This is a genomic window from Novosphingobium aromaticivorans DSM 12444 (genome assembly GCF_000013325.1).
Lineage (GTDB): Bacteria > Pseudomonadota > Alphaproteobacteria > Sphingomonadales > Sphingomonadaceae > Novosphingobium > Novosphingobium aromaticivorans.
In genome coordinates this window covers 3429391-3455378 of sequence record NC_007794.1, presented here as the reverse complement: position 1 = coordinate 3455378, position 25988 = coordinate 3429391, and the positions used below count along the sequence as shown (strand labels likewise).

At 64.0% G+C, this 25988-nt stretch carries 21 protein-coding genes; 9 read left to right on the top strand and 12 right to left on the bottom strand.

The features are described from left to right. Positions 1-143 precede the first annotated feature (143 nt). Genes SARO_RS16415 through SARO_RS16405 form a run of 3 tightly spaced genes read left to right on the top strand, consistent with a single transcriptional unit; the run spans position 144 to position 3897 of the window. Positions 144-1616 carry a flippase gene (locus SARO_RS16415; protein ID WP_041550547.1) on the top strand — a complete coding sequence of 491 codons (1473 nt, stop codon included), beginning with the start codon at positions 144-146 and terminating at the stop codon, positions 1614-1616. 41 nt (positions 1617-1657) lie between these two features. After that, complete coding sequence (locus SARO_RS16410) at positions 1658-2629, top strand: class I SAM-dependent methyltransferase (RefSeq protein WP_011446869.1); 972 nt, start codon at positions 1658-1660, stop codon at positions 2627-2629. After that, entirely contained in the window at positions 2617-3897 is a 1281-nt protein-coding gene (locus tag SARO_RS16405) for a hypothetical protein (RefSeq protein ID WP_041550546.1), read from the top strand. The genes SARO_RS16410 and SARO_RS16405 overlap by 13 nt, the downstream gene beginning before the upstream one ends. Before the next feature lie 39 nt (positions 3898-3936). Here the strand turns inward: SARO_RS16405 and SARO_RS16400 are convergent, their stop codons facing one another. Both SARO_RS16400 and SARO_RS16395 read right to left on the bottom strand, forming a co-directional pair. Beyond that, positions 3937-5952, bottom strand: a complete 2016-nt coding sequence (locus tag SARO_RS16400) for a hypothetical protein (RefSeq protein WP_143004826.1) — start codon at positions 5950-5952, stop codon at positions 3937-3939. Positions 5953-5996: 44 nt separating this feature from the next. Further along, complete coding sequence (locus SARO_RS16395; RefSeq protein ID WP_011446866.1) at positions 5997-6266, bottom strand: spike base protein, RCAP_Rcc01079 family; 270 nt, start codon at positions 6264-6266, stop codon at positions 5997-5999. 153 nt (positions 6267-6419) lie between these two features. Here SARO_RS16395 and SARO_RS16390 point away from each other — a divergent pair, with 153 nt between their 5' ends. The 3 genes from SARO_RS16390 to SARO_RS16380 are packed head-to-tail and all read left to right on the top strand — an operon-like array spanning position 6420 to position 9809. Next, positions 6420-7727, top strand: coding sequence for an O-antigen ligase family protein (locus SARO_RS16390; RefSeq protein ID WP_011446865.1), 1308 nt, complete (start codon positions 6420-6422; stop codon positions 7725-7727). A 25-nt stretch (positions 7728-7752) separates the two neighbouring features. Further along, positions 7753-8859: an acyltransferase family protein gene (locus tag SARO_RS16385; RefSeq protein WP_011446864.1), complete on the top strand. Its 1107-nt coding sequence runs from the start codon at positions 7753-7755 to the stop codon at positions 8857-8859. After that, the gene (locus SARO_RS16380) at positions 8856-9809 is read left to right on the top strand and encodes a glycosyltransferase family 2 protein (RefSeq protein ID WP_011446863.1); all 954 of its coding nucleotides are present in this window, start codon (positions 8856-8858) and stop codon (positions 9807-9809) included. Before SARO_RS16385 ends, SARO_RS16380 begins: the two co-directional genes overlap by 4 nt. A gap of 42 nt (positions 9810-9851) precedes the next feature. On the opposite strand, the gene SARO_RS16375 is transcribed toward SARO_RS16380, so the two are convergent. The 3 genes from SARO_RS16375 to SARO_RS16365 form a co-directional block, all read right to left on the bottom strand. Then, the gene (locus SARO_RS16375) at positions 9852-11048 is read right to left on the bottom strand and encodes a glycosyltransferase (RefSeq protein ID WP_041550545.1); all 1197 of its coding nucleotides are present in this window, start codon (positions 11046-11048) and stop codon (positions 9852-9854) included. Between the two features lie 96 nt (positions 11049-11144). Next, the gene (locus tag SARO_RS16370) at positions 11145-13346 is read right to left on the bottom strand and encodes a GumC family protein (protein WP_011446861.1); all 2202 of its coding nucleotides are present in this window, start codon (positions 13344-13346) and stop codon (positions 11145-11147) included. Positions 13347-13389: 43 nt separating this feature from the next. Continuing rightward, complete coding sequence (locus SARO_RS16365) at positions 13390-14016, bottom strand: polysaccharide biosynthesis/export family protein (protein ID WP_234007376.1); 627 nt, start codon at positions 14014-14016, stop codon at positions 13390-13392. 272 nt (positions 14017-14288) lie between these two features. Between SARO_RS16365 and SARO_RS20870 the strand changes: the two genes are divergently transcribed. Further along, the gene (locus SARO_RS20870) at positions 14289-14834 is read left to right on the top strand and encodes a hypothetical protein (RefSeq protein ID WP_011446859.1); all 546 of its coding nucleotides are present in this window, start codon (positions 14289-14291) and stop codon (positions 14832-14834) included. 31 nt (positions 14835-14865) lie between these two features. On the opposite strand, the gene SARO_RS20865 is transcribed toward SARO_RS20870, so the two are convergent. Both SARO_RS20865 and SARO_RS16350 read right to left on the bottom strand, forming a co-directional pair. Next, the gene (locus SARO_RS20865; RefSeq protein WP_011446858.1) at positions 14866-16119 is read right to left on the bottom strand and encodes a glycosyltransferase family 4 protein; all 1254 of its coding nucleotides are present in this window, start codon (positions 16117-16119) and stop codon (positions 14866-14868) included. After that, a complete protein-coding gene (locus tag SARO_RS16350; RefSeq protein ID WP_011446857.1) occupies positions 16116-17381 on the bottom strand; it encodes a nucleotide sugar dehydrogenase in 1266 nt (421 codons plus the stop codon). Before SARO_RS16350 ends, SARO_RS20865 begins: the two co-directional genes overlap by 4 nt. A 388-nt stretch (positions 17382-17769) precedes the next feature. Between SARO_RS16350 and SARO_RS16340 the strand changes: the two genes are divergently transcribed. Then, the gene (locus SARO_RS16340) at positions 17770-18570 is read left to right on the top strand and encodes a M48 family metallopeptidase (protein WP_090910503.1); all 801 of its coding nucleotides are present in this window, start codon (positions 17770-17772) and stop codon (positions 18568-18570) included. Between the two features lie 29 nt (positions 18571-18599). On the opposite strand, the gene SARO_RS16335 is transcribed toward SARO_RS16340, so the two are convergent. From SARO_RS16335 to SARO_RS16315, 5 genes are all read right to left on the bottom strand, one after another. Continuing rightward, on the bottom strand, positions 18600-20003 hold the full coding sequence (locus tag SARO_RS16335) for a sugar transferase (protein ID WP_011446855.1): 1404 nt from the start codon (positions 20001-20003) through the stop codon (positions 18600-18602). 192 nt (positions 20004-20195) lie between these two features. After that, positions 20196-21218, bottom strand: a complete 1023-nt coding sequence (gene holA, locus SARO_RS16330; RefSeq protein WP_011446854.1) for a DNA polymerase III subunit delta — start codon at positions 21216-21218, stop codon at positions 20196-20198. 10 nt (positions 21219-21228) lie between these two features. After that, on the bottom strand, positions 21229-21690 hold the full coding sequence (lptE, locus tag SARO_RS16325) for an LPS assembly lipoprotein LptE (RefSeq protein ID WP_086000195.1): 462 nt from the start codon (positions 21688-21690) through the stop codon (positions 21229-21231). Positions 21691-21721: 31 nt separating this feature from the next. Beyond that, positions 21722-24268: a leucine--tRNA ligase gene (gene leuS, locus SARO_RS16320; protein WP_011446852.1), complete on the bottom strand. Its 2547-nt coding sequence runs from the start codon at positions 24266-24268 to the stop codon at positions 21722-21724. Positions 24269-24317: 49 nt separating this feature from the next. Further along, the gene (locus SARO_RS16315) at positions 24318-24713 is read right to left on the bottom strand and encodes a DUF3576 domain-containing protein (protein WP_049759548.1); all 396 of its coding nucleotides are present in this window, start codon (positions 24711-24713) and stop codon (positions 24318-24320) included. Positions 24714-25197: 484 nt separating this feature from the next. On the opposite strand from SARO_RS16315, the gene SARO_RS16310 reads away from it, so the two are divergent. Next, entirely contained in the window at positions 25198-25938 is a 741-nt protein-coding gene (locus SARO_RS16310) for a hypothetical protein (RefSeq protein ID WP_011446850.1), read from the top strand. Positions 25939-25988: the final 50 nt, after the last annotated feature.

Sequence of the window (25988 nt, the reverse complement as noted above, 5' to 3'; positions counted from 1 at the left end):
CTTCGGGACAACCCGTCTGCTGCGCTGCAAAATGGGGCTAGCACACGCCTCCGGAAAAACCCATAGAGTTTCCGACTGCAATTGGGCGCACGGGGGCGCGTCCGGTTCGACGAAGTGGGAATCAGATTGCTTCCGGATATGACATGCGCCTCGCGGTAAACGCCGTCTACAGTATTGCCGGTGCGGCAATCCCGATGGTCGTAAGCATCGTGACGGTGCCGATCTATCTGCATGTCATCGGCGGCGAGCGCTATGGCGCGCTGCTGATCGCCTGGCTTCTCCTCGGCTACTTCGGGCAGGCCGATTTCGGCATCGCCCGTGCGATCACGCACCGGATCTCGGCCCTGGGACGGCAATCGCGCCAGCAGAATGCCGAGACGCTGTGGTCGGGCATTGCGGGCGTCATGGTCTTCAGCCTGTTGAGCGCCCTCCTGGTCTATGGAGCTTCCGGATATTTCTTCTCCGGTCCGTTCAAGGTGGGCGAAAGCCTGCGGGCCGAGATGATGGCATCGCGGGTTGCGCTGGCGCTGTGCATTCCGGTCATTGCCATCACCAGTGTCTTTGCGGGCGCCCTGATGGGGCTGGAGCGGTTCAAGCTGGTTTCGGCGGGCAACCTTGTCAGTTCCATCGCGATGCAGGTCCTCCCCCTGCTCGTCGCGTACTATGTCGGCAGCAATCTCACCGGCCTTATCTTCGCGGCGCTTTTCGGCCGGGCGATCGGCCTTCTGATCGCGGCGGGAGGTGCGTGGCTGACGATGCTGCGAGGGCAGGCGATATCGGTCTCCCTCGCCGAATTCCGCCACCTGTTCACGTTCGGCGCCTGGATCCTGCTGACGATGATCGTCGGACCCATGATGACGATGGCCGATCGTTTCGTGATCGGTGGCACGCTCGGGGCCACGGCGGTTGCGGTCTATACCGTGCCGTTCCAGATCGCGAGCCGCTCGGCCATGTTCCCCTATGCCGTATCGCAGGTCCTTTTTCCGCGGTTCGCGTCCGACAGCGGGGAAAGATCGCAGGAGCGATGCCGCAGTTCGACCGTGCTGATCGCGCAGGTCTACGCGCCAATGGTGATCGGACTTTCCTGCCTCGCCGCACCGCTGCTGCACTTGTGGATCGGCACAAAGCTTGATCCGCGATCCATCCTCATCGGCCAGATCGTGATCACCGGATTCTGGGCCAACGCAATCGCGGGTGTGCCTTACGCTTATATCCAGGCGCGGGGAAATCCGCGCTTTACCGCCCTGCTCCACGTGGCGGAGCTGCCATTCTACACGGCTGCGCTGTATCTGCTGGGAATGAACTACGGGCTCGCGGGCGTCGCCGCCGCCTTCACCTTGCGCTGCGCGGTCGACTGCGTGCTGCTCATGGGAGCTGCGAAGTTGTGGACGCGCGAGATGGCGGCACGGCTGGCGGGTCCTGTCGCGCTCGTGTTGCTTTCGATTGTGGCCGGGCAGATGTTCCAGGGCTGGGTCGGCGCATTCCTCGCTGCCTTCGTCCTTGGCGGGGCGGGCGGCGTGCTCATGCTTGTCCAAATGCCCGACGAAGTCCGATCCCAACTCGACAAGACCGCGCTCGCCCGCTTCCTGCCCCGCTGGACGGCGAAAGCGGCGTGATCGCCGTGCAAGAACCCCGACACAGATCCCGGAAGGACCATATGCTGGAATCAGTCTCGTCGTGTGCCTATTGCGGCGAAAGCGCCCACGAACGCGCCTCGAGCGATGTCGAGGACTGGTTCTTTCACAACGTCGAGGGCGGCTTCGACTTCGAACGCTGCAACGGTTGCGGCAGCCTGTGGATGAGCCGCAGGCTCGCGCCGCAGGACCTTCCGCGGGCCTATGCGTCCTACTATACCCATGCCGTGGTGGATGGCGGGCGGGCGGAGCGCGGGATCAAGGGCTGGCTGCGCGACTGCTATGTCCGGACGCGGTTCGGCGGGCGGTCGGGGCCGGTCGAACGCCTGGGCGCGGCAGTCTATCGCCGGCTCGCTCCGGGCCTTGTCCATCTCGATGCGATGCATCGCTTCGCACCGCCGGCTCCTGCGCGCATCCTTGATTATGGCTGCGGTGGCGGGACGTACCTGCGGCAGATGCGCGCGCTTGGCTACGACGTGACCGGCGTCGATTTCGATCCGGTAACCATCGCGCCGCTGAAGGCCGAAGGCATCGCTGCGTTCTCAACGGATGAAGTGGCGCAGCAGGACTGGGCCGAGGCGTTCGATTGCATCACAATCAACCACGTGATCGAACACGTTGCCGATCCAATTGCGCTGGTTCAACAGCTTGCCGGCATGCTCAAACCCGGCGGACGGCTCTACTGCGAGGCGCCGAACGCCCATGCCACCGGTCTTGACGTGTTTGGCCGCTATTGGAGAGGTCTTGAGGCGCCGCGTCACTTGACCGTGCCCAGCAGCGACGGGTTGCGCCGCGTGCTGGCGGCGGCGGGGCTCGAGGAGGAGCGGTCGATGATGCGCGACTGGGTGCGCTCGCTGACGTGGCCGCTGTCGCTGGACGCGGTTCCGCCGGATGAGCGTACCGACTACGAGCGCAAGGCGGCCGAAGCGGCGCCTCACACGCTTGCCAATTCCGAATACCTGATCGTCGTCGCGCGCAAGGGATGCAAGTCGTGAGCGGCGCGCTACGGGCATCGATCAAGCGGGTCATCCCGGCGCGACTCAAGCGCCTGATAAAGGACGTGCGCGATCTGGCGACGCCCCCGCCCATCGATGACGTCGTCCTGGCGGAATATGTCCTAGTGCCCGATGCCTCGGAGGCGCCGCGGCTGAACTTCGTGATCTCGAACCTGACACGGGCCACGGCCTTCGGCGGCGTCACCACCGGGATAGACGTCTTTCTCGAACTTGCGCGGCATCTGTCGCGCAAGACGCCCCTCGACCTGCGCGTCATCATCGCCGAGCCCGATCGCGAGACCGATCTGTCGATCATAGCCGAGCGCGCGGGCAGGTTCGGACTCGAGGGTGAGCGGATCGCGTTCCACGCGGTGCGCTCGTCCACCGAGGCCATACCGGTGCGCCGCCGCGATGTCTTCGTGTCCTACAGCACCTGGATGACGCTTAACCTGCAGGGCCTGCTTGCCCGGCAGGCCGCGCATTTCGCCCAGGCGATGAAGCCGCTGGTCTTCCTGATCCAGGAGTATGAGCCCCACTTCTACCCCTTTTCGTCGGCGCATATGCTCTCGCGCGAGGCATACGACCGGACCGAACGGCTGTGGGGGGTGTTCAACAGCTCAAACCTGCAATGGTATTTCGAGCAGGTGGGCCATTCGGCGGAGCGGTCGTTCCTGCTCGAGCCGGTCATAAACGACAAGCTCCGGCCCTATCTCGATAGCGTCGCGACAAGCGAGCGCCGCAAGCGCATACTTGTCTACGGGCGCCCCGGAATTGCGCGCAACTGCTTTCCCGCCATCGTCCGCGGCCTTCGCCGCTGGGTGCGCGATTTTCCGGAGGCGGCCGAATGGGAGGTCGTCTCGGCCGGCACCGCGCATAAGCCGATTGCGTTGGGGCAGGGGCGGATGCTGGAATCGGTGGGCAAGCTGTCGCTTGAAGAATACGCGGAAATGCTCGTTTCCAGTTCGGTGGGGCTCAGCCTGATGGCGTCTCCGCACCCAAGCTATCCCCCGCTGGAGATGGCCCACATGGGGCTGCGGACCATCACCAACGGGTATTTCGGAAAGGATCTCTCGACGTTCCATCCGAACATCCGAAGCGTCGGCAGCATCACCGAAAAGGCGCTGGCCGACGCGCTGTCCCGGGCTTGTGCCGAACATGGCGCGCCGGTGAACGCGTATCGCAACGAAAGCTACGTGCGCTCCGATCCTTACCCCTTCGTGCCAGCGCTGTGCGCAGCCATCGCAGAGGAAATCGGCATCGCCCGCTAGCGCCCCCGCGCACAAGCGGCGAGGGGGCACTGCGCGGGCTTACTGCAAGGCGATGAGCCCGGCGCAATCCGAGGCCCCTCGGGCCTTGCGGTTCCTGTCGTTCCTGAGCGAGGGGGGCTTGAGGTTGGTCAGGAGCGCGCCCCGGGGCGTGAAGTCGCCGGCGGCGGGATTTTGCCAGAGGTCCTCCTCGGTGCCGCCCATCGAGCTTCCGGTCGTTCCGGCCGGCAGCGTGGCGCCGGCCAGAAGGTGGTTGTTGACGATCCGGATGTCGGCATCGGGCGTCCCCACCCATGCCATGCTCCTTGCGACGTTGTTCGCCCAAAGGCAGTAGCCGTCCGCATTGAAGCCATCGGCCGGGCGCAGCAGCCAGCCCTGCGTCATGGAGTTGTGCGCGAAGACGACGTGCGACTTCACGCCGGACCGGCTCACCTGCGAGAAGAAGTCGTTCCTCACGTTGTAGTCGCCGGCATAACTCGGTCCGGGCTTTCCGTGGAAGCCGTTGTTCAGGAAGATGAAGTCCCGCGCCGCGAAGGACGATGCGATGAAAAAGCACTGTCCGGCGAAGTTCGTGATGACGTTGTCGGCCACGATCACGTTTTCGGTGATCGGGCTGCCGGTGGTGAGGTGCTGCCAGACGTCCCCGTGCTGATCGAACATTGTCACGAGTTGCAGGGTCACGTTCTTGCAGTTGCGCGCGGTGAAGCCTGCGCCTTTGCCGCCGACGACCGAAAGCACGCTGGCGCGGCGCGTGTCGTCCTGGAGCGCGGCCGACCAGCCCGACAGGCCGTTCAGCCAGTTCACCACCGAGGAGTTGCGTCCGTTCGTGGCGGTGTAGAACCGGTCGGTGGTGAAGGTCCCGACGGTAGTGCCGTCGACCTTCGCGGTGAAAGTGCGGCTGCCGGCCTCGTTGACCCCGGCCAGTTCAAGCGTCGCCGTCGTGCCCGGTCCGGTATAGGTGACGGTGAACGCGTTCACGTCCTTGGCCCAGTCGACATAGCCGTCATGATCGTCGAGCCGGTTGCCGACAGCGCAACGCACTTCGGTAAAGGCATCCGCAAAGCCCCGGGTGATGGTGCAACCGCGCACGAGCGAGGCACCGTTGACCGCCGTCGGGAGGTCCGAAATCTGGCACTCTGTCAGGTAGGGGTTGTTCCGCGCGACGCCGTACTGGCGCGGTCCGCCGAGGTAGGCAAGCGCGCCGCGTCCCGCCGAATTGATCACCTTCACGCCATCGAACCAGTGCTGGTTGCCTACCCCTTCGTGATAGACGTTGGCCGCTGTCGCCATGTCGATGGTGATGTTGGCGCCGCGAAAGCAGAGGCCGTCATACTTGGTGCGCGGCGTGGCATCGGCATATGTCGTGGTGCCGCGGATGGTGACCGGTACGCTCGCCTCGATCGTGGCACGGCCCTTTGCGGTGGTGTAGGTGAACGGAGCGCCGATCCCGCCCAGCAGATAGTCGTCGCGTGCCTCGGTGATCGTGATGCGCGGCCTTTGCCGGCCCTGCGCCGCGCAATAGGTCAGCGCGGCGGTGATCGACTGGTAGCGCGACCCGGCGACGGTCGGCAGCGACGGGGCGACAGTCAGCTCAAGATCGTGGAGCGCCGCCGAGGGCATGAAAAGGTATGGCCCGATCACGCGGCTCTGCATGGTCGGGTCGGCGGGCACTGCCTCGACGTAGAGGCTGGCATCGCCATTGCGACCGTCGTGCCTCAGGCGCACCCACCAGCCGTAGTAGGTGACGGGCTGGTCGTTCGCATCGTCGAACGTCTCGAACGAGGGGGCGGCGATATCGATCTGCCTGCCCTCGAAATGAAACCGGACCTTGGCGAGGCCGAGATTGTCGGCAAGCGATCCGTTGCAGTTTGCTGCCGCGTAGACGCCGACGAGAAGCTCGCCCGTGAAGGCCTGGTTCGGGGGGACCATCAGGCGCAGCGCCGGCTTTGCCGTGGTGCGGACGGGATCGGCGGGAACCTGGGCGAAGCCGCTTCCCGCCGTGCCGTTCCATGCATCGCCCGGGGTCAGGGCGGGGCGCGCGGCGGCGCCCCCCCGCATCGCGGATCGCCTGCCGCCGCGAAAGCCGAAGCCCAGCCGCGCCATCAGGCCAGGCCCACGATCGAGGCGGCGGAGGTGCCGGTGGCGCGGATCTGGCGGACGCGGGCATCGATGATCGTGCCGGCCTGCACGTTGGCGAACGTGACGAAGTCCGTGCCCGAAAGGCTGCGCAGTACGACGTTGCCCGCCTCGCCGACGTAGATCGCCTTGGTGACGAACGGAAGTTCCTCGGAGTCGCTGGGCGCGATGGCAAAGCAACGCGCCGCGGGCGAGATGACGCTGTCCGAACTGGAAGAGAAGAGGTCGATGGGCATGTCTTGAACCTTTCTGAACAAAACCAGAACGGCGGCTAGCATGGTGTGAATATTGTAGGAAAATGGATTCTGCTTGTTGCGATGCGGCATTTCTTCTTGCCGGGTCGGGGTGGGCGGGGCTACCCATGCTGCCTTGCAGGAATTGGCAATAACATGAACGCATCGATTGCATCGCGGGCGCCCTACAGGCCCGCCGCCCGGCCTCGGCCGGTCTCGGCGTTTCGAGCGCTGCTGCCCGCCATCATCTTGTTCTACGCCACCATCATCCCGATGGAGGTGCGCTTCGACATTGCGGACCAGACCTTCTATCCGCCGCGTGTCGCGGGCTTTCTGCTCCTGCCGTGGCTGATAACCAAGTTGGTTGGTGGTGGGTTGAGGTACCGGGCGGTTGACGGCGTAATGCTGGCAGGCGTCACCTGGATGCTCATCTCGTTCATGGTGTACTATGATCCGATTACCGGACTTCTCCGCTCCGCCCCTCTGGCGTTCGACACTGTCATTCCATATCTCGTGGCGCGTGTTTGCATCAAAAACTTGACCGATCTGCGGCGGTTCTTGATCATAGCCGCGCCGGGAATAGCCATTGCCGGCGGTTCCATGGCGCTGGAAAGCTTTTCTCACGTTCCTTTGGTCAAGCCTGCGGCGGCATCGATTTTCGGGCGGCTTTCGTCCTATGAGAACGGCGTCGCGGTAGGCAGTGCGAAGTTCATCGAGGAAACCCGCCTCGGGCTTCTGCGCGCGTCGGGTCCGTTTTCACACCCTATCCTCGGCGGGATCTACTTGTCGCTTTTCCTCCCGCTCTACATCTACTCCGGGATACGAGGCCTGCCGCGCAAGCTGGGCATCGTGGGGTCCGTCTGTGGCTTCTTCTCGCTAAGCTCCGGCGCGTTTCTGGCGCTTCTCATCGGGCTGGGCATCCTCGTGACCGATTGGGTCCAGAAGAAGGTGCAATTCCTGAACTGGCGCCTGATCATCGGCGCAGGCGTTCTGGTCGCCAGCTTGCTGCATCTTCTTTCGCAGCGAGGGCTTATCCCGGTCCTGATCAGGTATACGCTCGATCCTGCCACCGGGCGCTATCGCCTCTATATCTGGGAATACGGAACCCAATCGGTGGCTAAGCATCCCTTGTTCGGCATCGGGTTCTCGGATTGGGAGCGACTTGCCTGGATGGGGACCAGTGTCGACAATCACTGGCTGCTTCTGGCCATGCGGCATGGCCTGGTCGTGTCCGTCGCGTTCCTGTTCGTCCTTTGCTACGGTATATATCACCTCGCAATATCTGCATCGAAGACGCGCGGGTTCGATCGGAACACCTACATTGGCGTCGCGGCAAGCCTGCTGACTCTGTTGATCACCGGGTTCACTGTCGCCTTTTTCGGACAGATGGTGACGATGTGCTACTTCTTCCTTGGAATGGCGATCAGCCTGCCGTTCGCGTCATCCGGCAGGCGCGCCATCTAGCTGTTATGCTGAAGTGGGTCTGGCATTGACGACGCAAGATATTCAGCCCCGGGACTATATACCGTCACTGGATGGCTGGCGAGCGGTGTCAATTGCCATCGTTTTCCTGGCACATGCGTTTCACTCACTCCCGGTTCCGGGCGGGTTTGGGGTCACGGTATTTTTCTTCATCTCTGGCTACCTCATCACGACGCTTCTCGTGAGAGAGTATGCAAAGTCGGGGACGATTTCGTTCTTGAGTTTCTACATTCGCCGCTTCTTCCGGCTAGCCCCGCCGCTGCTGCTCACGATGACACTCGCCATTGGGTTGGTTCTCGCCGGACGAGCCGAGGGAACGCTGTCTCCGGTCGGGCTGGCGAGCCAGGTATTCTTCTTCTTTAACTATTGGGATGCGACTGCGCGGCAAGCCGACGTGATTTCTGGCACCAAGATATTTTGGTCCCTTTCGGTAGAAGAGCACTTCTATTTTATTTTCCCGGCAACGATGCTGCTCATCCTGAAAAGGAAGGCGTCTCCTGCTGTCCTTGCAGCAGTCGCGCTGGTCGCAGTTTTCTGGCGCATCGTGAAGTTTTCGGTTCTCGGCTTCGACGAGTGGCAAATCTACGCGCTTACCGACACCCGCTTTGACTCGATGCTCTGGGGCAGTTTCCTTGCAGTAATGATGGAAAAGAGGCCCGACCTTCTGCAGGGCATTCCCCGCCGGGCCATTGCAGTGGCGGCTCTTGGCGGAGGGGCGCTTATCCTCCTCACCTTCGTGGTGCGGGACGAGTTTTTCCGGTCAACGTTCAGATACACGGTACAAGGCGTTTCCCTTGTTCCGATATTCTACTACTCTTTGGTATACCCCGGAACCTTGGCTTACAGGGTACTGAACTCAAAGATCGCCAGACAGATCGGCGTCTATTCCTACACGTTCTACTTGTGCCACTATATCATTTTGAACGCTCTCATATTCAACGGATTGGTTGAGCGCGAGCTTGTCGCAGCAGTCTGGGCTGGGTCCCTTGCGCTGGCATATTCAGCCCTGATGTATCATTTTGTCGAGCTACCCGTGCGGCATTGGAGAAGCGGTTTGTTGACGACGCTTGCCCGGTCACGCACATCCGCCCGCGAGGCGGAGGCCCGCCCATGACCGACGTAACGTACAGTGCCGTATCACCGGAAGTCACGGTCATCGTGGTCAGCTACAACACGCGCGACCTTACGCTGCGTGCGCTGGAAACGCTGTTTGCCAATGCCGGTGACGTCTCGATGCGGGTCGTGGTGTGGGACAATGCCTCGCACGATGGGTCTGCCGATGCCATCGCCCAGGCGTTCCCCGACATCGAGCTTGTCCGCAGCGACGAGAACCTCGGTTTCGCGGTTGCCAACAACCGGGTCGCAGAGGCGGCAGATACCGAATGGCTGCTCTTGCTGAACCCGGACACCGAAACCTATCCCCGCGCGGTGGAGAACATTCTCCGCTTCGGGCGCGAGCATCCCGAAGCCGGCATCGTCGGCGGCCGGACGGTCTTTCCGGACGGATCGCTCAACGCCGCCTCCTGCTGGAACACCATGTCGGTGTGGAGCCTGTTCTGCTCGGCCGTGGGCCTGTCGCGCCTGTTTCCGGACACGATTGCCTTCAATCCCGAAGGCATCGGTGGATGGAAGCGTGATTCGGTGCGCCACGTCGATGTCGTTGTCGGCTGCTTTCTCCTGATCCGGACGGACCTGTGGCACAAGCTCGGCGGGTTCAACCAGCGCTACTTCATGTATGGCGAGGAACACGACCTGTGCCTGCGCGCGGCGCAGCTCGGTTACCGTCCGATGATCACGCCCGATGCCCAGATCATGCACCTGGTCGGCGCCTCCACTTCGAAGCGCGAAGAGAAGATCGTCCAGCTCATGCGCGCCAAGGCCACGCTGGTGCGCGACCACTGGCGTGGATGGCGCGTTCCGCTGGGGCTCGGCATGCTCTGGCTGTGGATCGCCACGCGCCGGGCCGGCTCCGCGATTGCGGCGACCGTCAGGGGGGAGGCCGCCCGCGCCAGCGTGTGGCGCCGGGTCTGGCGGGATCGCCGGGAATGGCTTTCGGGATACTGACCGGCGGGATACTGACTGGCGGGATACTGGCCGGGCGGCGCGCTACGGGCGCGTTCCGGCTTCTGCGGCGGCGGTAAGCCCTGCGGCGAAGGATGCGGCGATTTCCGGTCGGGTGAATTGCCGAGCGCGACCGTCCTGTTGCCAGCGTGCGAGCGCACGTTTGAGCGGCGCCTGCTCGCGCACCAGCGTGCGCATACCCTCCGCGATCCGCCCCGGTTGCCGGGGGTCGACGCCGATGGCGAAGGGCTCACCGTCGAAATAGCCGTCCACTGCCCTGCCGGTCGGATAGACCACAGGCAGACCGCAGAACAGCGCTTCAATGAAAACGAGCCCGAAGCTTTCGCGCAGCGAGGGCAGGACGAAGCCTGCCGCCCCCCCGAGCGCTTCGCGCAGTTGGCGCCGGTCCATCGCACCGGCCAGTTCCACGTTTGGCAGGTCGCCGAGGATCGCGCGGCATGTCCCGAAGTCTTCCTCGCTCCCGCCGCCGATGATCGAAAGCCGGATATCCGGGTCGGTCGAGGCAAGCTCGCGCATCGCCAAGGCAAGGCCACGCAGGTTCTTGAGGCCATGGTTGCGCAGGTGGAACACCGAGACCAGCTGATTGCCGTCCATCGCCGGGGCCACAGGCTCGTCGATGTCGGTAGGGCAGGGAAGCATCGTTGTGAGGCCCCGGCGCCGGCCCAGCCGTGCCTCGATCCGCCGCAACGCCCACGGCGCGAAGGGAAATGCGACGGACGCCTCGTGGAAAACGCGTCGCAGTTCGCCGCGCAAGTCCGGGCGGGCATCCACGATACGCGTATCGGTGTTGCCCTGGATCGAGATCGCGAACGGAATGTCGAGCCTGCGTGCCATCCGGCGCGCCACGATCCCCTCGATGGAAAGCTTGTGGCCCACGATCAGGGCGGGCCGTGGACCTTCCGCGAGCCGTTCGACCAGCGCGTCGGCTACCCGGTGCAAGAGGGTCTTGTGAAGCAGCCCCATCGGCGGGGCCAGGTACTCGGCTGCCATGCCCCGTTCGAAAGGGACAATGCGCGAAAGCGGAGAGCGTCCCAGCAACGTGGCGGACAGGGCTACGGGACCGGGCGACTTGCGATTGAGCGAAATGACCCGATGAGCGAACGTATCGTCGGTCATTTCCAGCAGCGTGCGGATGACCGGGGTCTTGGAAGGATTGATCGGGTCCGGGAAGTCGCCGCTGATGTGCAGGATGTCCGGCCTGGGGTGGAAGAGCGTGGTCACTTGGCCTTCCGGATGTGCCCTGGGGCACTTCGGCCGGCACCCGGCGCCATCCATGTGCGCGCTGGTGCCGGCCAGTGGTGGTCTGGGCTTCGCCCCTTACTTGGGGTCGTTGCCGTAGGAGTAGTAGTTGTAGACGTAGTCGTAAGAGAGGCCCGCTTCCGCCGACCGGTACTTGGTCAGCACGGCGCCGGCGACGTTCGCTCCCGCCGAGCGCAGGCGGCGCAGCGCCGTCTTGGCCTGGCCGAAGTGCGAACGGTTGGCCTCGACGATGAAGATCACCCCGTCGACGTGGTTCGAGATCAGCGGAGCGTCGGCAAGGCCCATCACAGGCGAGGAGTCGACGATCACGAGGTCGTACAGGCCGCGGCACCGGGCCAGGAAGTCGGCCAGCCGCTGCGAGGACAGCAACTCGACCGGGCTCGCCGGAATCGCACCCACCGGCAGCACGTCGAGGTTCTCGGGCGTGCCGTCAAGCAGCGCGCGATCCAGTTCCACGTCGCCCAGCAGCACTTCGGCAAAGCCGACCGACGAGCGCTTGGTGCCGAACAGGTGGTTGATCGTCGGCTTGCGCAAGTCGGCGTCGATCAGCAGCGTCCGGCGACCAAGCTGCGCGTACTTGCGTGCAAGGACGCTCGAGGTCAGCGACTTGCCTTCCGAAGGCTGGCTGCTCGTGACCTGGAGGACGCGATGCTCGCCGGCAACCGCGAAGTCGATCGAGGTGCGCAGTGAGGAATAGGCCTCCATGAGCGAGCTGAACGGATCCTGGATCTGTTCGGCGATCTCCTCCGACGTGAGGTGCGGCGTGAAGCCGAGCATCGGCGTGCCGAGCTTGCGCTCGACATCCTCGCTCGACCGCAGCCTGTCGTCGAACGCTTCGCGCAGGACCGCAAGGCCGATGGCAAGGCCGGTGCCGAGCAGCAGGGCTGCGAGCATGTTCTTGACCAGGTTGGGCGAGACCGGCTGGCCCGGCGTTGGTGCGCCGTCCAGCTTGGTCACCGCGCCGCTGTCGACGTTCGCTGCCGCTGCAAGCTGGTTGTAGCGTTCCAGCAGGGTGGCAAGCTGCGTGCGCAGGGCGTTCGCCTCGCGGTCGAGGATGTTATACTGGACGCGGCGGTCCTGTTCGTCGAGAGTCTCGTCGGCCACCTGCTGGAGTTCGCCCGACAGGCCCTGCTCCTGGCGCAGGGCGATCTGGTACTGGTCGCGGATGCCGTTCTTGATCTCGGTCGAGATGCGCGTGATCTGCGCGTCGAGCGAGTCCACCTGCGCCTTCGCTTCACGCACCTGCGGATAGTTCGAACCATAGCGCTGGCGCATCTCGGCGAGCTGCGTGACCAGCTTGGAACGATCGGTTTGCAGGGCCTGGATGGTTGCGTTCTGCTGGACTTCCGGAAGCTGGGTTGCCGGCGTGTTGGCAATGGCGCGCCAGCGCTGCTCAGCCGCGATGCGGTCGGCGCGCAGCTTGGTGTAGGTGGAATTGATGCTGGCAAGGTTGGCAACGGTGATCGTGCCCCCGGGTGCAGCACCGCCCTCCTTGTCCGATGCGGGGGCCGCAAGCGAACTGCCGACGATGCGGTTCTGCTTGGCGTAGGCATTCGCCTTCATTTCGGCGGCCTGAAGCTTGGTCCCGATCGTGCGGATCTGCTCCTGCAGGTAGTTGCGCGCGTAGAGGTTGGTTTCCAGCCCGCGGCGGATGTCGTCCTGCACGAAGGCATCGGCATAGCCATTGGCCACCAGGCTCGCGAAGCGGGGATTGCCCGACCGGAACTTGATGGTGATGATCCGGTTGTCCGACGGGATGTCGACCGAGACGCCGCCCTGTGCGATGCCAGCTGCCGCCTCGCGGCGCGCGTAAGCCCACTGCTTGGCCGTGGTACCGTTCGGGCGGCCGTTTGCAAACGCTTCGCCAAGGAACTCGTCGTTGGCGTCGAGCTTGAGTTCGTCGACGACGCGATAAGCCATGTTCTTGCTCTGGATCACGGATCCGAGCGTGTTCATGTAGCGGTTGATTTCGTTGCTGTTCGGCGTCGGGGCCAGATCCTGGCCTTCGACAATGTTCACGCCGGTCGGATCGACGCGCACGGTGGCGCCGGCTTCGTAGACCGGGCGCATGAGCAGCGTGATCGTCAGTCCGATCACGAGCGCCGCTGCTGTCACGCCGATAAGAATGATCCGCTGGCGGAAGAGCAGCCCGCGGATCGTTGCGAGGCTGATCAGTCCGCCCGTAGTCTCTTCATGCGGAACCTCGTGTCCCGGAAGGTACTGGTCCGACCAAGAACCTCGATTTTGAGCGTCTATCATGCTTGCAGCGGTCCTGTTGAATGTCTTGGCAAGGGGCTGTGCGTCAGATGTTCGTGAACAGCGCGAAAGCCGGTAGAGTCTTGAGCAGGTCCTGCCAGAACTGCGACAGCCCGGAAGTCCCGACCACGACCCTGTCGTTGGGGAACAGCACCGGATCCATCATCGTGCCTGCACGGACCGCAGCATAGTCGAACTTCGCAACCGCGATGCCACGCGGGGTCTGGCGGAACACCGCCACTTCCCTGAGTTTGGCGACGCGGCTCGAGCCACCCGCCAGGGCCATGGCACCCGATAGCCGGGTTCCGGGCTTGAACGAGTACATTCCCGGTTTTTCGACGGAACCCTCGACCGTCACGACATGCGAGCCGAACTGCAACACGTTGACGTTGACGCTGGGGTTCACGAGAGCGGCGGACGAAAGCTTGCTGGCAACCAGCTCCTCCACGCCGCGCGTGGTCAGGCCGTCGACCTTGACCGGGCCGATCATCGGCAGCGAGATCGTACCGTCCGCCCCAACCGGAATGCTTTCAACCGAAAGATCCGGTTCCCGGAAAACGGTGATTGCAATGACATCGGAGGGGCGGAGCAAGTACTCGGACTGCTCGCTGGCCGAATAATCGCCCTGTCCGTACTCTTGTACAGGGGTTGAATTGACGAGGCCTACCCGCACAGGTGGAGAACCACACCCGGCCAGACCGATCGAAAACGAAATCGCGATTGCCGAAGTAGTGGCTCGCCGGGATAAAAACTTAGCCATTCCCGAGATTACCCTGCCTTTGATACGTGTTTCCGCATAGACCCCGCGCCAATGCAGCGCAAGCCTAGCGGGGGTGTGTTGCTTGTGCGGTTGCCGCGGGCTAACTGTCCGGACGCGGCAAGGCGCCGGGCGCAACCTCGCGCCTCCCGCCCAGTCCGACCTTTCGATTCCACGACTGCAGGTTCATGTCCATATCCATTTTCAGCCTTGTCGCGATCGTTCTCTATCTTGCCGTCGCCTATGCTTGCAGCCGTGCGGCGCGGGTTGCGAAGATTGCGCGAAGGCCAGAAACGGAGCGCCGCCGCTGGCTTGCGTTCACAACGTTCTTCGGGGCGCTCGCTGCGTTTCGGGCGTCGAATCTCGAGGAGGCGATCAGATCCGCCCTGCGTGAACAACTCATCGTTCATGGCGAATATTTCGAGCGGTGGAGCCTGCAGGCGCCTGTTGCGGCCGCCGCACTGGTGTTGCTGGCGGCGGGCATCGGTGCCCTGTTCCTCGTCCATCCGGCGCGGCGCGGGCGAGGTCGGCTGGCGGCGTCCATTTTCGTCGCCGACCTTGCGGTGGCTGCACAAGTCGGCCTGGTCATGCTGCGCGTGATCTCGTTGCACGCGGTCGACGCATTGCTCTACCGCGGCCCGCATCTCAACTGGCTCGTGGACTGTGGTGCCACGTTCGCGGTCGCCTACGCGGCGCTTCGCTACCGCAACCTCCTCAGGGCACCGCGAGGCTGAGCCGGACCGGCGCCCAGGGGCGGGGACGGACTCAGTCGGCAAGGCAGAGCGCCTTGCGATACGCGGCGATCAACGGGGCGATCTGGTGCCCCCAATTCAGTTCGGTCTCCACGCGCATGCGGCCGAGTGCGCCCATGCGGGCCCGTCGTTCCGGATCTCCGATCAGCTCGACGATCTTTTCCGCCATGTCGACCGGATCGTTCGCGCGCGCATAGAGCGAGGCTTCCTGCGCGGAAAAGCGCCCCTCGGTCACGTCGAACTGCACGATGGGCTTCTCGAGGCTCATGTACTCCATGATCTTGTTCATGGTGGACTTGTCGTTCATCGCGTTGACGCGGTCCGGATTGACCCCGACGTCCATCGTCGAAAGAACTTCGAACAGGTCCTGATCGGGTGCGCGGCCGGTGAACTGGATGAAGTCGGCCAAGCCCTTTTCCGCGACCAGTGCCTTTAGCTTGGCGAGGCTTGGCCCTCCGCCGACAAGGCAGAACTGGATGTCGTCTCGGCCCATCACGCGCACGATATGGTCCACCGCATCGATTAGAAGGTCTATTCCCTCCTGGTCGCCCATCACCCCGACATATCCGACGAGGTGCTTGCGCCCGTTCTTCCAGCTTTCGACCGGAGGTACCCGCTTCAGCCGGCTGAGATCCGGACCTGAGCGGACGACGAACACCTTATCCGGGTCCATGCCGCCCCGCTCGATGGCGATCTTGCGATAGGAATGATTGGTGGCCATCGACACGTCGGCGGCCTTGAACGTCAACTTTTCGAACAGGACCATCAACTTCCAGAAGAAGCCCCGCTTGTCGAACTTCGCTTCGTAAAGCTCGGGATTGATGTCGTGATGGTCGAAGATATATTTGACGCCCAGAAGCTTGAAGGGCAGGGCGACAAGGAAGATCAGGTCGGGCGGATTGCACCCCTGGATCACGTCGATGCCGCGCTTGAGGAATATCTTCCAAGCCAGCACCGTTTCCCAGAACAGGGCCGCGCCATATTCCAGCAGGAACCCCAGTGCGCCGCTCGCCTCGATGGGCAGGGGATGGCGGTGGATGTCGATGCCGTCGATGACTTCGAAGCGCTTCTCGTAACCTTTGCCCGTGGGGCAAATGATCGAGACTTGCGCCCCGGCGGCCTTCAGTGTGCGCGCTTCCTGCCAGACACGCCGGTCGAAGGGCAGCGGCAGGTTCTCGACGACGATCAGGACTTTCCTGCCCGCCAGCGGCAGGCCGGGGATTTCGGTGGGGAACTCGAAGTCAGCTGCGGGAACCGGCGCGTTCATGCAATGGCGCTCACGTCGACGATACGGCGGCCCGGAAGCGCGAGGTCGCGAATGAGGCGATTGGTCGCAATCACCACGCCGTAGTCGCGCGCTTCCGCGGTCGTCTTGTCCACCAGCAGCCCGTCGATGGACGGAAGGATCGCATAGGCATAGCCGAGGTTCTGGCCGACCAGGCTCTCGGGCCGCAGTTGCGGATCGTAGATGTCGAGCGCGTAGCCCGCGTCGAGCAGCTTGCGGGCCATGTCCACCGCAGGGCTCTCGCGCAGGTCGTCGGTGTCCGCCTTGAACGCAAGGCCGACCAGCAGGACCCTTGCGCCCGGCTGGAGATCCTTGGTCACCTGCAGGAACTGGTGGTGCTTGTGCGCATCATTGCTGCGCAGCAAGGAATCGACGAGATGGGTCTGCGCACCGGTATCGGCCGCGATATGCTGCAGCGCGCGGACGTCCTTGGGCAGGCAAGATCCTCCGAAGGGGCCGCCGGGACGCGTGTAGTAGGCCGAGATGTTGAGCTTTGTGTCCGAGACGAAGATCTCGTGCACCTGCTTTGCCGAAATGCCCAGGTTCTGGCACACCCGGCCGACCTCGTTGGCGAAAGCGACCTTCACGGCGTGCCAGGTGTTGTCCACGAACTTCGTGATTTCTGCTTCGCGAATGCCCACGTGGAAGATCGGCGCTTCGATGCCTTCATGAAGCGCCACCATCTTCTCGGACGGGGCGCCATCGATCGTTCCGAGGACGATCTTGGGCGGGTGGAAATAGTCCTCGATCGCAGTGGCCTCGCGCAGGAACTCCGGGTTGTAGACCAGCTCGATAAGCTTTTCGCAGTCCTCGCCGATCACCGAACGGAAGATCGGAAGGATCATTTGCTCGGTCGTGCCGGGGCGCATGGTCGATCGGTACACGACCGTAAGGGGCGTCTTGCGGTCGGGTCGCACGGATGCCGCGATTGCCCGCGATACCTGTACGATGAAGCTCATGTTGTGCGCGCCATCGACGCCGCTTGGCGTGCCGACGCAGACGATCGCGATGTCGCAATCGTCGAGCGCCGAGCCGATCTCGGTAACCGCATGCAATCGGCCTTCCGCGCGAGCTTTGGCGATCAGGTCGTCGAGACCCGGTTCATAGACTGGCGATTTGCCCGTGTTCAGCGTTTCGACCTTGCCCAGGTTCACGTCGATCCCGACCACGTGATGGCCCTGGCTGGCAATGCACCCTGCTGCGGTGCAACCAACATAGCCAAGGCCGAGAATTGCGATCTTCAAAGTGTTCTCCTGAGGCAGGGATTTAACCGGGCTGGGACTGGAGGTTCAGGGGAAAGTTTCGGAAAAACATTTGCTTAGGCGGTCAAATCAGAGCCTTGCATGTTCATTCGCGATTGGAGAGAACCGAACTTAGCAAGTGGCCTGATATGGTGCAATGCGGTAACTGGCCGCTCGGTGCTCCGGTTCCCGTATGAGCTGGATGGCTTGCCGGATACACCTGTCGGCGGACTTCGCCGTGCCAAGGAAGGGCGCAATGCCGATGAAAACGAAATCCGGGATGGGCAGGAGAAGATGGCTTGTCGCCGCAAGTGCGGCGGTGCTTCTGGCAAGCTGCGCGACTATGGCGGTCGGGCAGGAAGCATCCTGGCCCATACGGCTCCGGCAGGACATGACGCGTGTAATCCAGGTCGAATGGCGCCTGCGTTCCGCCGCTGGCTCTTCCTGCGAGCGTCAGGCGACCGACGCCGGGGTCCTGTTCGATGATCGCCGCGCCTACGGCACGCGCGACTGGCCTCTGTTGCAGGATGTGCTGGGCATGGACGAGGCGCCGGTGGTCGCGGCGGTGGCTACGGGCGGCCCTGCCGATACTGCCGGGCTGCGTGCTGGTGATGAAGTGCTGTCCATAGGCGGCGTGCCGGCCGAGGATATCGCCGCTGCGCGCAAGGCCGGCAATCTCGTTGCCGAAGCGCTGCTTGCCGAAATTGCCGAGCGCCCGGCAGGCGTTCCTCTGGCTGTCGAAGTTCGTCGGGGCGGGGGCGCGCCGCTGCGTCTGCAACTCAGCCCCGTTCGCCACTGCGCGGCGCGCCTCGTTCTCGTGACGGATCGAGGCGTCGATGCCTACAGCGACCAGTCGAATGTGGCGCTCACCACCGGCCTCGTCACTTTCGCACGGACTGACGACGAGCTTGCCCTCGCTGCGGGGCACGAGCTTGCTCACATCATCAATGGCGACCGCAAGGGCGGCGGCATATCTGCGCGGCGCAGGATGGAGGATCTTGCCGACGAGCGGGGCCTGCGCTTGCTGCAATGCGCGGGATACGACCGCGCCTCCGCGCTTGGCCTGTTCGAGCGCCTTGGTTCGCGCGACTGGCTCGGCTTTCTGCGTGCGCCGACGCATCGATCCTTCGCCAAGCGGGTCGAGCGGCTGCGCCAGACTGCGCCGTCCGGGATTTGCCCGGTTCCGAGATAGGGTGTCCATCAATTTGCGGACGGTCCGGATCAGAAGGCTCGGTCGTGCACGAGCACGCGCGCAGTGTTGACGATGATCTTGAGGTCGCGCCAGATCGTCCACCCGTCGAGGTATTCGAGATCGGCCTGCAGACGGTTGGCAAGGTCCGTCTCGGTGTCGGTCGCACCGCGAAGGCCGCGCACCTGGGCCAGGCCGGTAAGGCCGGGTTTCAGCGAATGACGCAGCCAGTAGCGGTGGTCCACTTCCCAGAATAGTTTCTCGCCGGCAAGCGAACCGATGGCGTGCGGGCGTGGGCCGACGATGGACATTTCTCCGCGCAGCACGTTGAACAGCTGCGGCAACTCGTCGATGCTCGTGCTTCGTATGAAGCGTCCGATCCGCGTGATACGGTCATCGTCCTTGCTTGCCGAGCGCGAGCCCGTTGAATCGAGGCGTTCCACGCGCATCGACCGGAACTTGAAGATCGGGAAGAAGCGGTTACCCCGCCCCGTGCGCTTCTGGATGAACAGCACGGGGCCTCCGTCCTCCAGCTTGATCAGCACCGCCACCAGGAGCAGCACTGGCCCGAGCGCCAGAACCGCGCCACCTGCGAGCGCAAGGTCGAGCAAGCGCTTGACCGCGCGGGCGCGCAGGCCCAGCGGGCCGCTTGCCACGATCAGCGCGCCGTAGCCGCGTTCGCGCCTTGCACCCAGTACGCCAAGCATGTTCACTTCCGGGTCCACGATCTCGCCCGAGACATTCGCGCTCTTGAATACGAGTGCCCACGCGGCCCGGCGATCGTGGGGGCAACTTACCATGACCCGGTCCATGTTCATCATGTAAAGCCCGAGCCGGTCCATCATGTGCGGGTCCGACAGATCGGGGGCCAGGTGATGTTCCCGCGCGTCAATGTGATAGGCGTGGGGAATCCGCAGCGGCGTCCCGCCGTCATCGATCAGCAGGGTATTCGTAACCGCATCGCCGCAACGCGCCTTGATCAGCGGGCGGACAAGGGCGCGGACCCACATTAGCAAGACGAGGCTCAGGCCCAGACCCAGCAAGGATGACACGCGCGAAAAATTGTCGGTGCTCTTGGTTGCAAAGCCGACGAAGAGCAGCACGGTTTCGGCGCCGATGAGCGAGAGGCCAGCGCGGGCGCGGGCGAAATTCGGACGCCGCAGTGCAGTCAGGGTGTAGACTTGCAGCGACAATGCGATCGACCAGTAGATCGGCAGCATGACCTGGCTGTGCAGCAGCGAAGTCTCATCGAGGAAGCGACCCAGATAGAGCCAGCTTGCGATGCAGAAGCCGTTGAGGATCGCCGCGCCGTCAAGCAGCAGCAGTGCAATGTAGAGCTGCAGGCGCCGCTGTTCGAGAGGCGGGGCGAGCGGTAGCGTGATGCGGCGGCGCGGAGGCGCGTCCTGCGTCTCGCTGATGGGCATGTGCCTGGTCATCGCGCGTCCTGCCGTTCTTTCGCGTTCATCGTTCCCTGCAACGTGTATTGCGGGCGATTCCGTTCAGTATGCGGTGCGACCAACTGAAAAGTTATTGCACTGCGCAAAAATACCTACGCAGGCTTCGATAGCAAGGCCTATGCGACGTTCATATGACCGCAGTCACTCATGACATCGGATCAGCACCACGCTTCATCGCGCTGCAGCACGCGCTATTTCCGCAAGCCCCTGTGCCAGAACGAGTTCGCCGTTTCGATTGTCGGCCATCAGGGTTCGGTGCAATTGCGCCAGTCGTTCCAGCAACCGGGCGAGCCGGGGGCCTCGCCAACGACGCAACTGCTGGGTCAGGTCGGGCCGGTCGCGAAAGAAGACGCGTCTTGCCGCGGTTTCCTGTTCCATGAACGCGTTGATGTCGCTGCGGTCACCCATGCGTCCCGCAAGCTGGGCCAATTGCGTTGCCCTGCGCTCGAACGCCAGAAGCAGTCCCACCGGGTTGAGCCCGACCTCGCGCATGCGTGCCAGTTCGCTCGAAAGCTTGCGCACGTCCCCGCCCAGCACCGCGTTGACGACCGGCATCAGGCTGTCATCCTCGCTCACCGCACAGATCTCGTCGAGCACCTCCGCGTCGGCAGTGCGCCGAGCCTGTGGACTGGCGTCAAGATAGAGCGCGATCTTCTCGATTTCGCTGCGGGCCATGCGGGTGTCGAGGGCGGTCGAACGTGCAATGCGTTCCGCAAGGTCGCCGGTCAGGTTTACTCCGGCCGCGTCTGCCATGTCTCGCACCGCGCCGGCCACGGACTTCATGTCAGGCGGATGAAACATGCCGACCATCGCGTCCGTCCGGTTTTCCAGAAGCTTCGCGATGCGCGACTTGTCGGTTGCCGATGTGGCGACGATCAGCACAGGCCATCCTTCGACCGGGCTGGCCACCAGCGTATCCACGGCCTCGAAGGCGTCGTCCCCGGTGGCGCGGACGTGGATTATCCGGCGGTCACCGAACAGCGAGACGGAGCGCGCCTCATCCGCAAGCTTCACGGGGTCGCGCCGCAGTTCCGCGCCGGTCAGTTCGACCTTCTCGGCTTCGCCCAGCATGGCGGCGATGCGGTTGGCGGCATCGCTCGCTCCGGCCTCGTCCGGGCCGCAGAAATAGAAGATCCGGCACTCCTTCGCGGCGCGGGCGGCGCTGCCGGGGAATGTCTTCTGGGTAAGTTTCACGGCCGTCGCGTCATTTCGCCTCGCGAAGGCGAAGCGAGACGCGCGTGACGATCTGGTCAGCAATTTCCTGCGAAAGGTTCTCGAGCGCCGTCTGTTCCGCGGCGATCACAGCGTATTCGCTGTTCACCACGTCGAATCCTGCGTCGGATCCCGCCGTCGCGTCCAGCACGATCGCGCCGCTCTGCACGTCGACCAGTTGATAGCGCGCGCGCAGCGTCCGCCGTTCGCGCGTGATCGTGTCGTTGGAAAGCTGGCCAAGCCCTTCGACCCGGTCGTCCAGCCGCACGTCCAGCCGGTAGTGTGCGCCGCCATCGTGCTGGCCCGCGCCGAGCCGGTCGACAAGCGCATTGCGCACCAGCCATCCCGATTGGCCTTCGATTGCCGATACGTCGACTTCCGAGAGCGCGCGGGCCACGCCGCCGCTGCCGCCGCCGGCGTACATCGGCTGCAGGCCGCAGCTACCCAGCGCCATGGCGAGGGGCGCGAGGATCAGGACAAAGCGCTCAGGCGACAAGGTTCACCAGACGGTCGGGCACGACGATCACCTTCTTCACTTCAGCCCCTTCCAGCGCACGCTGCACCTTCTCGGAAGCGAGGGCAAGGCGCTCGAGGTCTTCCTTCGGAGTGCCCTTGGCCACAGTCAACGTATCGCGCAGCTTGCCCTTCACCTGAACCGCGACGATCACTTCGTCGTCCACCAGCAGCGCAGGATCAACTTCGGGCCAGGCTGCATCGGCGATGAGGCTTGAGCCGAAGCGAGCATAGGCTTCCTCGGCGAGGTGGGGCATCATCGGCGCGACGAGCAGCAGCAGCTTGCGGATCGCATCCGACCGGCTGGCCGAAGGTGCCGCCTTTTCAACGGCGCCGGTCAGCTCGTAGATTCGCGCCACGGCCTTGTTGAAGCCAAGAGCTTCGATGTCAGACGCGACTGCGTGAACCGTCTGGTGCGCCTTGCGGTCCAGCGCCTTGTCCTCGCCGGTAGCAGCGGCATCGTACTGCCCGAACAGTCGCCACAGGCGCTGCACGAAGCGCGCGCAGCCCTCGATCCCGGCTTCGGACCACGGCAGGTCGCGCTCGGGCGGGGAGTCCGACAGCATGAACCAGCGGATTGCGTCGGCGCCGTACTTGGCCACGATCTCGTCCGGGTCCACCACGTTCTTCTTGGACTTGGACATCTTGATCACGCGGCCGATTTCGACGGGCGCCCCGTCGACCTTGAGCGTCGCGCCCTCGCCGGTCCGCTCGACCTCGCCGGGCGAGAAGAAAATCGGCTGCCCGTTCTCGGGGTTCCTGCGCTCATAGGTCTCGTGCGTGACCATGCCCTGCGTGAACAGGCTGCCGAACGGTTCGGTCACCTCGACCTTGCCGATGCGGGCGAGGGCGCGGGTCCAGAAGCGGGCGTAGAGCAGGTGCAGGATCGCGTGTTCGATCCCGCCGATGTACTGCTCCACCGGTAGCCAGCGCTTGATCTCTTCTGGATCAAAGGGACGGTCTTCCGGCTGGCTGGCAAAGCGCAGGAAGTACCACGAGCTGTCGACGAAAGTGTCGAGCGTATCGGTCTCCCGGCGAGCGGGGTGCCCGCACTGCGGGCAATCGACGTGCTTCCACGTCGGGTGCCGGTCCAGCGGATTGCCGGGTACGTCGAAGCTGACGTCCTCGGGCAGGGTGACAGGTAGGTGCTTCTTGGGCACCGGCACCACGCCGCAGACCTCGCAATGGATGAACGGGATCGGGGTGCCCCAGTAGCGCTGGCGGCTCACGCCCCAGTCGCGCAGGCGCCATACCGTCTTGCCTTCGCCCCAGCCTTCGCTCTCGGCACGGACGATCACCGCAGCCTTGGCATCCGCCACGTTCATTCCGTCGAGGAAGCCCGAGTTGACGAGGACGCCGTCGCCTGCCTCGGCCTCGCCCGCGAATGGCTTGTCCGCGTCCGCTGCATCGGCTGCGACCACGCGCAGGATCGGCAAGGCGTACTTCGTCGCAAAGTCGAAGTCGCGTTGGTCATGACCCGGTACGGCCATGATCGCACCGGTGCCGTATTCCATCAGCACGAAGTTCGCGATGTAGACCGGCAAGTACTTGCCCGTCAGCGGGTGGCGCGCGCCTATGCCGGTGTCGAAGCCCAGTTTCTCCGCCGTCTCCAGTTCGGCGGCGGTCGTGCCGCCCTTCTTGCATAGCGCGATGAAGTTCGCCGCCTCGCAATTGATCGCGGCCACGCCTTGCGCGATTGGATGATCGGGCGCCACCGCGACGAAGCTTGCGCCGAAGATCGTGTCGGGGCGGGTGGTGTAGACTTCCACCGTCTCGCCGTTCGAAAGGTCGAAGCGGAACTGCAGGCCCTGGCTCTTGCCGATCCAGTTCTCTTGCATGACCCGCACCTTCTCGGGCCACTTGTCGAGCGTCGAGAGCCCTTCAAGCAGTTCGTCGGCAAAGTCGGTGATCTTGAGGAACCACTGGTTCAGCTTGCGCTTCTCGACCAGTGCGCCCGAACGCCAGCCGCGTCCGTCGATGACTTGCTCGTTGGCCAGCACGGTCATGTCGACCGGGTCCCAGTTGACCGTCGATTCCTTGCGATAGACCAGCCCCGCAGCATAGAGATCGAGGAACAGCGCCTGTTCTTGACCGTAGTACTCCGGCTCGCACGTGGCGATCTCGCGGCTCCAGTCGAGCGCGAAGCCCAGGCGCTTCAACTGCGCCTTCATGTTGGCGATGTTGTCGCGGGTCCAGCCGCCGGGGTGGACGCCCTTTTCCATCGCCGCGTTTTCTGCCGGCATGCCGAAGGCGTCCCAGCCCATGGGATGCAGCACTTCGAACCCGCGCATGCGCTTATAGCGCGCCAGCACGTCGCCCATGGTATAGTTGCGCACGTGGCCGATGTGGATGCGCCCCGAAGGATAGGGGAACATCTCCAGCACGTAGCTGCGTGGCTTTGTCGACGAATCGTCTGCACGGAACGACTGCTTCTCGTCCCACACCCGCTGCCAGCGGGTGTCAGCGGTGGCGGGGTCGAAGCGTTCGGGGGCGGACGTGCCGGGCGTATTTTCGGTCATGCGCGCTCCTCTAGGCAGCGCGCATCACTCGTGCAAGATTCGCCTGCGATCAGCCTGCGATCGCGGCGCGGCGCAGGTCGCGTGCCTTGGTCAGGATGATGTCTTCCAGCTTCTGCACGGTTGCGGCCTGGACCGGCGCGTCGACCCACTGGCCGCTCTGCGAGACCTGGCGGCTGGCGGCAACGCGCAGTGCGTCGGCGCGCAGGTCCTGATCGACGATGGAAACGGTTACCTTCACGCGTTCGCCCGGGTTCTTCGGATTGGCGTACCAGTCGGTGACGATCACGCCGCCGTTGCTGTCGGTCTGGAGCAGGGGCATGAACGAAAGCGCGTCGAGCGTGGCGCGCCAGAGATAGGAATTGACGCCGATCGTGGTGACCTGGCTCGCGGCGAGGTCGGCCTTGGGGCGTTCCTTCTTGCCGCAGCCGGTAGCCAGGACGGCCATGGTCCCGATGACGATGCCGCGAACGATGAGCTTGCGGGTATTGCGACGGGCTTTGGCGGTCTTGATCACTACGAAACAGTCCTTGCTTGCGGCGACGTTCCCGTCGTCCCGTGCGTGTGCCGCCTCCTTCCGGAAGCGGGTTCAGGAAGGGCCTCTATCACCCCCGCGCGCCATGCGGCAAGCGGGATGAATGCGGGTTGCAAATGGGCGGCCAGGCGGTGAACCGTTCCTGAATGCCGACCGGGTCGCGGCCATGGCTGTGGACATTGGGCCACACCCGCAGAGGAAGAGTCGGAAATCGCGCCTGGCACTGGAAATTATGCGGCTTCGATCGTATTGAAAGAATGAACGTAACTGCGTGACGGAGTCGGAAGGCTCCAAGGCGCGGAAAACAAGGAAATCGCGGGTCGCAAGGCGGCCCTGTTGGGGAAGAATCAGGGTTCACATGAAGGGCAGCGGCGACAGGATGAAGGCAGGAGGCAGCATGCGCCGCCGCTTGCGCGCGTCCCTGGTCGTGGGTGCCGTCGCCGCTTTCGGTCTGTCCCTTGCGCCTACTGTAACCAGCGCTTTTTCCAGCGGTTTCGATGCGGCTCCGGTAAGTCTGGCCGCGCGCGGAGGCATCGGTTCGTTCACGCCGGCTTCGGTCGATGAACGGCTCGCTTCGCAAATTACCGTGCGCGCGCTGAACAACGGCAGGTTGTTCCGCTTCACCCCGGCCGGTACCGAAACCCGCCCCAACCGGTCGGTGACCGTGGCGGTCCGTCTCGATTCGCAGAGTGCACGTGCCTTCTCGGTCCGCAGTGCGCTGTCCGACGCCGCTGGCAAGGCCGGAGCCTCACCGGTCCGCATCGCACCGGTTGCTTTCAATCTCGGCATGGCCCGCGGTTACAGCAGCTTTGCGGCTTCTTCGACGACGCTGCACGATCTCCAGCGTATCGACATGCCCGATCTTGCCAAGTTCAAGAAGGCAACGCCGGCTTCGGCGCCGAGCCGCTTCGCGCCGCGGATCGAGGCCGAGGGCCGCGATCAGGCTGGTCGCGCGCCGCGTACGCTGGAAGGGCAGGGCAACTACCAGCTCGATCTGGGCGGCAGCTATCGCCTTACCCGCAATCTCAACGTCACGGCTGGCGTCCGCTATTCGCCCGAGCGTGATCGCTTGCTCCCGCTGACCGATGGGAAGCAGGACAATCAGGCCGTCTACGTCGGAACCCAGTTCCGCTTCTGACGCGCCCGGGCCGATATTTCCCGGATCGCCCAATATTCTTGATTGTTTGA

Coding starts and splice junctions, on each gene's coding strand:
- SARO_RS16310 (WP_011446850.1), top strand. CDS start 25,198: ATGCGCCGCCGCTTGCGCGCGTCCCTGGTCGTGGGTGCCGTCGCCGCT.
- SARO_RS16380 (WP_011446863.1), top strand. CDS start 8,856: ATGACCGACGTAACGTACAGTGCCGTATCACCGGAAGTCACGGTCATC.
- SARO_RS16390 (WP_011446865.1), top strand. CDS start 6,420: ATGAACGCATCGATTGCATCGCGGGCGCCCTACAGGCCCGCCGCCCGG.
- SARO_RS16335 (WP_011446855.1), bottom strand. CDS start 20,003: ATGACCAGGCACATGCCCATCAGCGAGACGCAGGACGCGCCTCCGCGC.
- SARO_RS20870 (WP_011446859.1), top strand. CDS start 14,289: ATGTCCATATCCATTTTCAGCCTTGTCGCGATCGTTCTCTATCTTGCC.
- SARO_RS20865 (WP_011446858.1), bottom strand. CDS start 16,119: ATGAACGCGCCGGTTCCCGCAGCTGACTTCGAGTTCCCCACCGAAATC.
- SARO_RS16415 (WP_041550547.1), top strand. CDS start 144: ATGCGCCTCGCGGTAAACGCCGTCTACAGTATTGCCGGTGCGGCAATC.
- SARO_RS16315 (WP_049759548.1), bottom strand. CDS start 24,713: ATGGCCGTCCTGGCTACCGGCTGCGGCAAGAAGGAACGCCCCAAGGCC.
- SARO_RS16340 (WP_090910503.1), top strand. CDS start 17,770: ATGACGCGTGTAATCCAGGTCGAATGGCGCCTGCGTTCCGCCGCTGGC.
- leuS (WP_011446852.1), bottom strand. CDS start 24,268: ATGACCGAAAATACGCCCGGCACGTCCGCCCCCGAACGCTTCGACCCC.
- SARO_RS16370 (WP_011446861.1), bottom strand. CDS start 13,346: ATGATAGACGCTCAAAATCGAGGTTCTTGGTCGGACCAGTACCTTCCG.
- SARO_RS16410 (WP_011446869.1), top strand. CDS start 1,658: ATGCTGGAATCAGTCTCGTCGTGTGCCTATTGCGGCGAAAGCGCCCAC.
- SARO_RS16405 (WP_041550546.1), top strand. CDS start 2,617: ATGCAAGTCGTGAGCGGCGCGCTACGGGCATCGATCAAGCGGGTCATC.
- lptE (WP_086000195.1), bottom strand. CDS start 21,690: ATGGCGCTGGGTAGCTGCGGCCTGCAGCCGATGTACGCCGGCGGCGGC.
- SARO_RS16400 (WP_143004826.1), bottom strand. CDS start 5,952: ATGCGGGGGGGCGCCGCCGCGCGCCCCGCCCTGACCCCGGGCGATGCA.
- SARO_RS16395 (WP_011446866.1), bottom strand. CDS start 6,266: ATGCCCATCGACCTCTTCTCTTCCAGTTCGGACAGCGTCATCTCGCCC.